This window comes from Phyllobacterium sp., from assembly GCF_037994405.1.
In the GTDB taxonomy this organism is placed as follows: domain Bacteria; phylum Pseudomonadota; class Alphaproteobacteria; order Rhizobiales; family Rhizobiaceae; genus Phyllobacterium.
Genome location: NZ_JBBNAN010000117.1, coordinates 20,176 through 27,914, shown reverse-complemented (window position 1 = coordinate 27,914; position 7,739 = coordinate 20,176). Strand labels below are relative to the sequence as shown.

Below are 7,739 nucleotides of genomic sequence, written 5' to 3'. Positions count from 1 at the left end.
CAGAGTTTGAAGCCAAGGCTGGTGACACAGAGAGTTTCACGCTTAGAAACCGCGTGCTTTATCTCTACACACCTGATGGCTTCGGTATGTCGAAGCTTGCACTTTCACTCGACAAGGTGCTGAAGGTGCCGCTGACTGCGCGCAACTGGCGTACTGTCCTGACACTCCAGGAAATGGCGGCTGCAATCTAGCGCAAGTTTTGATTATATAGAGTGGTTCTGCTGGAGGGAATTCGTGGGGTTTCCGGCTGGCGGACACCCACTGTGTCAGGCGGCGGCGTGAAACAGAATCGACTCTATATAAACAAAATTTGCTCTAGCTCGATGCAAGTGCCATCTCCAGGACATGGAAAATGCGCGGATCAACGCACTGAGCGACATTGAAACGCATATAGGAATTCGCTGATTGCGACTGGCTGAAGACATTGCCTGGCGCAAAAATGATTCCTTCGCCAAGTCCGCGTTGAGCAACCCTTGCAGCATCCACGCCATCCGGCAGTTTGCACCACAGGAACATGCCGCCGCGCGGTTCGATCCATGGCTTGAGGCCAAGCGATTTCAGCTTTGTACTGGTTTCGCCCATACTGCGCGCCAACCGCATTCGCAAGGCATCCATATGTTTGCGGTAGGTGCCGTCTTTCAGCATGAAGTGCACAAGTTCAGCAGACAATCGCCCGCCGCCGAAGGACGTTGCAATACGAAGGTTCACCAATCCTTCGATCCAGTCGCGACGAGCGGCCACAAAGCCACAGCGAGTGGATGCGGATAGCGATTTGGAAAAACTGCCGATGTGGACGACCCGCTCAAGCCCGTCGAAAGCCGCAAGTCGAGGGGCGGGCTCAAGTTCGAAATCCGCGAAGATGTCGTCTTCGATAATCGTGAGGTCATGCTGCTCAGCAAGTTTGAGTACCCGGTGCGCGATGACAGGTGAAAGCACTGCGCCTGTCGGATTATGCAGAGCCGAATTTGTGATGTAGAGGCGGGGGCGATGTTCAGTCATGGCTTGCCCAAAGCGTTCAAGATCAGGGCCAGTCGGTTTGTAGGGCACGCCGATCACTTTGGCGCGGTGAGCTTTCAGCAAGGCGTGAAAATTGAAATAGCAGGGATCATCGACGATCACCGTATCACCGGGTTCGATCAGGAACCGGCAGAGGAGGTCGATCGCTTGCGTGCCTGATTCCGTCAGCATTATCTGATCGGATGCCGCTTCGATGCCGTGCTCGCCCAAGCGTCGCGACAGGAGCTGGCGCAACGGTTTCAGGCCAAGTGGGGAGGCATAATCGGTGAGAGAGGAATTGTCGGCTCGCGCCAAAGCACGCAATGCCCGCCGAATGCCGTCTTCCGGCATCCACGAGGGAGGCAGCCATCCGCAACCGGGTTTCGCCATGTCCTTGCTGGCATCCAGCGATGTGCGCGACACCCAAAGCGGATCGATCGCATGGTCCAGCCGTGGTCCAATTTCGGCCAATGACAGTGGCGGCAGGTGTCCGGCGACGTAGAAGCCGGATCCGCGTCTGGATTGGATGATACCTTCCGCTGCAAGGCGATCGTAAGCCTCGACGACTGTTGATTTCGAGACCGCCATTGTTTCCGCATAGCTGCGGATCGAGGGCAATTTTGCACCCGGCGCAAGTGTTCGTGCGGCAATGCGCTGCCGGACCGCCTGCATGACGCCTTCAACAAGCGTGCCGCTCATGCGCTCGAGAGCAAGTTTCTCATCCATCTGTATTGCTTACCTATGCATGACAGTTTTGACAAATTGTACTGCACCGTATCTGGAAAATCTATTGTCAGAGGCCGATAGCAACGAAATACGACGCCATGGCTGGATGAGAATAATGGACAAGATGACGAGCGGCTGGATTAATGGCTTTCTGGGTGTGCTGATTTTCAGCGGATCATTGCCGGCGACACGCGCCGCCGTTGCAGACTTTGATCCCATTTTTGTAACCGGCGCGCGCGCCACGATCGCAGCTGCATTGGGATTGGCACTGTTGCTTGCCTTTCGTGAAAAGCGCCCCGCAAGGACTGATCTAGGGCCTCTATTTATTACAGCAATGGGGGTCGTCGTTGGCTTTCCGCTTTTGACAGCGCTGGCCCTCCGCCACATCACCTCAGCTCATTCTATTGTGTTCATCGGTCTCCTGCCGCTTGCAACCGCTTTATTTGGCGTCCTGCGTGGCGGTGAGCGGATGCGTCCATTGTTTTGGCTGTTTTCGTGCCTTGGTAGTCTGCTTGTGGCTGGCTTCGCACTGACACAGAATCTAACTGCCTCGCTGACAGGTGATCTCCTTATGTTCGCGGCGATCGTCGTTTGCGGCCTTGGCTATGCCGAGGGCGCCCAACTGTCGCGCAAGCTGGGCGGCTGGCAGGTCATCTGCTGGGCGCTGGTGCTGTCACTGCCGGTCATGCTGCCGCTGACAATCTACGTCTTGCCGGAGAATTGGAGTGACATTGGCGAACCCGCGTGGGCCGGTCTTTTCTATGTTTCTCTGTTCTCTATGTTGATTGGCTTCATCTTCTGGTATCGCGGCCTGGCTCAAGGCGGAATTGCTGCGGTCGGTCAGTTGCAATTGCTGCAGCCATTCTTTGGCCTCGTCCTTGCGGCAGCGTTGCTGCATGAAACTGTCAGCTGGCCAATGCTTCTGGTCACAATCGCAGTGATCTTTTGTGTCGCCGGCGCCAAGCGCTTCGCCAGGTAAATTGTCCTATTTTGCGCCGCACAATAAAATCGTTTGCATTTTGACGCGGATGAGCCCATATGCCGGTCAGGCGCTTGGACCGGTCGATCCGGTCTTCCATGAGGACTTCGTGGCGTCTGATACCCATCCGCATGATGCGGTGGGCACGGCTGCGCAAGTCGCATGAACCCAAGCCTTGGGCACAAGGGTTCCTCGCGTCTCGTCGTTTACAAAAATATGTAGCACGCAGGTTGCGCCCTGTGATGCGTTGTATGGCCCGTGATGATTCGCGCCGGCCAATGAAAGAAGATTGAATTGGAAACTATTGAAAAAACCGGCTTTGCCGCCATGGGTCTGAATGCCGTCCTGCTTAAGGCAGTCGAGGCAGCTGGAATGGCTACTCCCAAGCCCATCCAGCAACAGGCAATCCCGGCACAGCTCGCCGGCCAGGATATTCTGGGTATCGCCCAGACAGGCTCCGGCAAGACGGCGGCGTTCAGCCTGCCGATCCTGCAGAAAATCATCACCATCGGTGACAAGCGCAAGGGCAAGACTGCCCGGGCCCTGATCCTTGCCCCGACACGCGAACTTGCCGTGCAGATTGAAGAAACGATCCGCAAGCTGTCCAAGGGCGCGCATATCTCCACCGCGCTCGTGCTCGGCGGTGTGTCACGCGTCGCGCAGATCAATAAAATGCAGGCCGGCGTTGATGTTTTGATCGCGACGCCCGGTCGCTTGACCGACCTCGTACGTGACAACCGTGTCGATCTCTCCGAGACGCGCTGGCTTGTGCTCGATGAGGCGGACCGCATGCTCGACATGGGCTTCATCAATGATGTGAAGCGCATTGCCAAGGGCACGCATCGTGATCGCCAGACGGCATTGTTCTCTGCGACCATGCCGAAGGAAGTGGCGGCACTGGCTGCCGGCTTGCTGCGTGATCCCGTTCGCGTTGAGGTCGCTCCGCAGGGAACGACAGCTGCCGAGATCAAGCAGGTCGTCCACACGATCCCGACCAAACAGAAGAAGCAGGTGCTCTCCGCCATGCTCAAGGATGAGACCCTGGCTTCGGTCATCGTTTTCACCCGTACCAAGCATGGTGCTGACGCAGTGACGCGCGTTCTCGAGAAGGACGGCTACGACGTTGCAGCCATTCACGGCAACAAGTCGCAGAACGCGCGTCAGCGCGCACTGAACGGCTTCAAGGACGGGTCTGTACGTGTTCTCGTGGCAACCGATATCGCTGCACGCGGTATCGATGTCGTCGGCATCAGCCACGTGATCAATTTCGATCTGCCGGATGAGCCGGAGAGCTATGTTCACCGAATTGGCCGCACCGGTCGTAACGGTGCATCGGGCTCGGCGATCACGCTCTACGATCCGGCGGAAGAAAGCGTAAAGCTTAAGGCGGTTGAACGCGTCACGCGCATGCGTTTGCCGATGGCGGACTCGCCGGTCGATCTTTCGAGCTTGCCGGCGCGTGCTGCCAATAGTGACCAGCGCCCGCCGCGCCGCGAAGGCGGCAATAGTGCGCCTGGCAAGAAACCGCATCGTGGTCAATCGTCAGGCAAGCCGCGTGAAGCGCGCGGCGAGAAGGTCTGGAGCAATGATGGTGGTGCGCCTGCACAGAAGCGTCCTTTCCGCCGTAACAAGCGTAAGAGCTTTGGCGCCAAAGCTGCTTAGTCGGCATTGCTAACAGCTAATCGGGCCGTCGGCACATCGTGCCGGCGGCCTTTTTCTTTGCGGCGATCCAATCCATCAAATTGTTTCGCCAAAACAAATAACCGCATATCGTCCGGTTTGAGAAATTCTGCGCTTGAACGCCTAGCCCGGGGCAAATAGGTTCAGATCCAGCAGAATGAAGGACCAGGCCCATGTTTGATTCAGTGATCGACACCATCGGAAACACGCCGCTTATTCGCATGAAGAAAGCGTCCGACCTCACCGGTTGCGAGATTTATGGCAAGGCCGAATTCTTAAATCCCGGCCAGTCGGTAAAGGATCGCGCGGCGCTCTACATCATCCGCGATGCGGAAAAACGCGGACTGCTGCGGCCTGGCGGCGTGATTGTCGAAGGTACAGCTGGAAACACTGGCATTGGCCTCACCATGGTTGCCAAAGCATTGGGCTACCGCACCGTAATTGTTATCCCGGAGACCCAGAGCCAGGAAAAGAAAGACGCGCTGCGGCTGCTTGGTGCAGAACTCGTCGAGGTGCCTGCCGTTCCTTACAAGAATCCGGACAATTATGTGAAAGTCTCGGGGCGTCTTGCCGAGCAGATGGCGAAATCCGATCCAAATGGCGCGATCTGGGCCAATCAGTTCGACAATGTCGTCAACCGCCAGGCGCATGTGGAAACGACAGCACAGGAAATCTGGCGCGACACCAATGGCAAGGTAGATGGATTCATTTGTGCCGTTGGGTCGGGTGGCACGTTGGCCGGTGTGTCTCAGGGGCTGAAGGCCAGGGATGCGTCAATCAAGATCGGGCTTGCTGATCCACTTGGAGCTGCGCTGTTTTCCTATTACACGACCGGCGAATTCAAGGCCGAGGGGAGTTCGATTACTGAAGGTATCGGGCAGGGCCGCGTGACGGCTAACCTCGAGGGCTTTACGCCCGACTTTTCCTATCAGATCCCGGATGCGGAGGCACTGGAAGTGGTGTTTGATTTGGTGACGGAAGAAGGCCTTTGCCTTGGTGGCTCGTCCGGCATCAATATTGCCGGTGCAATCCGCATGGCCCGCGATATGGGCCCCGACCACATCATCGTTACCGTCCTTTGCGACTATGGCAATCGCTACCAGTCGAAGATGTTCAACCCGGAATTCCTGCGCTCCAAGAATCTGCCGGTTCCGGCGTGGATCGAGGCCAAGACCAACATATCGGTTCCATTTGAGAATAAATCCTGATGGCATACGACACGGCAATTCTATTCCGCGACGACGCCTATCTGCGGGAAATCGACGCGACAGTTCTTGCGATCAATGATCGCGGCGGCATCCTGACCGATCAGACGGTGTTCTATGCCACGTCCGGCGGTCAGCCCGGCGATACGGGCGAATTCGTACGTGCGGATGGTTCGACTATTGTGGTCGCGGCGACGGTTACTGGCGAGAACAAGGACGAGATCATTCATGTACCCGGACCCGATCAGGCGGTTCCGGCAATCGGTGAGAGGCTGCTCCTGCGCATCAACTGGGACCGGCGTTACAAGTTGATGCGGATGCATGCTGCGTGCCATCTTCTCAGTGTCGTCTGCCCGTATCCCATCACAGGTGCCGCAGTTGGCGAAGATGACAGCCGGGTGGATTTTGACCTGCCCGACGCGGGGGTGACCAAGGAGGGTGTGACTGCAAGGCTGATGGAACTGATCAACGCCAACCACCCGATCTTCACACGCTGGATCACGGACGAAGAACTGTCGGCCAATCCGGGCCTGATCAAATCCAAGAACGTTCGTCCACCAATGGGTACAGGGCAGATCAGACTCGTGTGTATAGGCGAGAACGCCTCTGTGGACTCACAGCCCTGCGGGGGAACGCACGTCGCAACGACCGGCGAAGTCGGTGCAATTCATATCGGAAAAATCGAAAAGAAGGGCAAGGAAAACCGGCGGTTTCGTATCCGCTTTGGCGCCTTGCCGGAAGGAGCATGAGCGTGTCGGACAACAGTGACTTTGTGGTTTCACCCGATTGGTTGCAGGAACGGCTCGGTCAGCCTGGCATGAGCATTCTTGACGCGTCCTGGTATTTCCCGTTCCAAAATCGAGATGCCAAGGCGGAATATGATGCCGGGCACATTCCTGGCGCTGTGTTCTTCGATCATGAGAAATTGTCTGATCCTGACTCACCACTGCCGCACACCTTACTGAAGCCGGAAGCATTCGCGGCCGCGGTGAGCAGCATGGGGATCACGAACGACGATACGATTGTTGTCTATGATGGTCCGGGAATGCATACGTCGCCGCGCGTCTGGTGGATGTTCCGGGTAATGGGTGCAAGGAATGTATTCGTGCTCGACGGCGGTTTTGCAAATTGGAAGAGCGCCGGCAGGCCCGTTACCGACGTGGTGACAAAGATCGCTCCGTCCGCCTTTGTCCCGAAATTCGATGCGGGCAAGGTGGCGAGCTTTGCAGACATGCGCAAGATCGTTGAAAGCGGCTCGCGGCAGATTGCCGATGCGCGCGCTGCAGGCCGCTTCAAGGGCGTCGATCCCGAGCCGCGGGAGGGGCTTCGCTCAGGGCACATGCCGGGCGCGCGCAACGTGCCGTCATCAAGCCTTGCCGACAACGGGTATCTGAAGAATATCAATGAGTTGCGGAAAGTCCTCGACGGCGCGGGCGTCGACCTGTCGCGGCCGATCGTGACAAGCTGCGGGTCTGGCATTACTGCGGCCGTGATCACGCTCGCCCTCGAATCTCTCGGTCATAAGGACAATATGCTTTATGATGGATCCTGGACCGAATGGGGCGGGAACAAGGATACGCCGGTTGTCACTGGTGAAGCGTAAGTCATGACCGACATAGTGAAGCCACGGATTCTGAAGACGCGCGTAACGCACCTGGAAATGACCGAGCGGCCGACGCAATCCGTGCCGACCCCGGTCAGCTTCAAGCTCGCCCTGATGCGTGCAACCAGGATCTCCCTGCCATTCTACCGCTTTCTCTACGAACAGGTCGGGAAACCGCACCATTGGTCTGTGCATCGTCACCTCAGCGACGAAGCTTTGGCGGCGATCATTCATCGCGACAATGTCGACATTCATGTGCTTTACGCAGATGGGTCACCGGCAGGCTTCTTCGAACTCGTGCTGGATGAGAAGGAAGGCGTTACCGAAATTCTGTACTTCGGTCTGGTTCCGGAGTTCCAAGGCAGAGGCCTTGCCAAATTCTTTCTGAACGAGGCGATTTCGACCGCATGGATGAGCAGCCCACAAAAGGTAATCATCGAAACCAATACGCTCGATAGCCCGCGCGCACTGCAGATGTATCAGCGCATGGGGTTCAAACCTGTCAGTTTTGCAGAGGCGGAAATCGAGGCGTGGAATTAAATGAAATCCG

At 57.0% G+C, this 7,739-nt stretch carries 7 protein-coding genes and 1 pseudogene; 7 read left to right on the top strand and 1 reads right to left on the bottom strand.

Annotated features, from left to right (window positions below):
* Positions 1-191 (top strand): annotated as a pseudogene (locus AAAC48_RS07000) (hypothetical protein); the annotation flags it as partial.
* A 124-nt stretch (positions 192-315) separates the two neighbouring features.
* Here the strand turns inward: AAAC48_RS07000 and AAAC48_RS06995 are convergent.
* Complete coding sequence (locus tag AAAC48_RS06995; protein ID WP_340653490.1) at positions 316-1,722, bottom strand: PLP-dependent aminotransferase family protein; 1,407 nt, start codon at positions 1,720-1,722, stop codon at positions 316-318.
* 115 nt (positions 1,723-1,837) lie between these two features.
* Here AAAC48_RS06995 and AAAC48_RS06990 point away from each other — a divergent pair, with 115 nt between their 5' ends.
* The 6 genes from AAAC48_RS06990 to AAAC48_RS06965 all read left to right on the top strand — a co-directional run bounded on the left by AAAC48_RS06990 (position 1,838) and on the right by AAAC48_RS06965 (position 7,729).
* Positions 1,838-2,701 carry a DMT family transporter gene (locus tag AAAC48_RS06990; protein WP_340653489.1) on the top strand — a complete coding sequence of 288 codons (864 nt, stop codon included), beginning with the start codon at positions 1,838-1,840 and terminating at the stop codon, positions 2,699-2,701.
* 327 nt (positions 2,702-3,028) lie between these two features.
* Positions 3,029-4,363, top strand: a complete 1,335-nt coding sequence (locus AAAC48_RS06985; protein ID WP_340653492.1) for a DEAD/DEAH box helicase — start codon at positions 3,029-3,031, stop codon at positions 4,361-4,363.
* A 191-nt stretch (positions 4,364-4,554) separates the two neighbouring features.
* Entirely contained in the window at positions 4,555-5,589 is a 1,035-nt protein-coding gene (locus AAAC48_RS06980; protein ID WP_340653488.1) for a cysteine synthase A, read from the top strand.
* On the top strand, positions 5,589-6,335 hold the full coding sequence (locus AAAC48_RS06975) for an alanyl-tRNA editing protein (RefSeq protein ID WP_340653487.1): 747 nt from the start codon (positions 5,589-5,591) through the stop codon (positions 6,333-6,335). The genes AAAC48_RS06980 and AAAC48_RS06975 overlap by 1 nt, the downstream gene beginning before the upstream one ends.
* Before the next feature lie 2 nt (positions 6,336-6,337).
* A complete protein-coding gene (gene sseA, locus AAAC48_RS06970) occupies positions 6,338-7,189 on the top strand; it encodes a 3-mercaptopyruvate sulfurtransferase (protein ID WP_340653486.1) in 852 nt (283 codons plus the stop codon).
* A 3-nt stretch (positions 7,190-7,192) separates the two neighbouring features.
* Positions 7,193-7,729 carry a GNAT family N-acetyltransferase gene (locus AAAC48_RS06965; RefSeq protein WP_340653485.1) on the top strand — a complete coding sequence of 179 codons (537 nt, stop codon included), beginning with the start codon at positions 7,193-7,195 and terminating at the stop codon, positions 7,727-7,729.
* Positions 7,730-7,739: the final 10 nt, after the last annotated feature.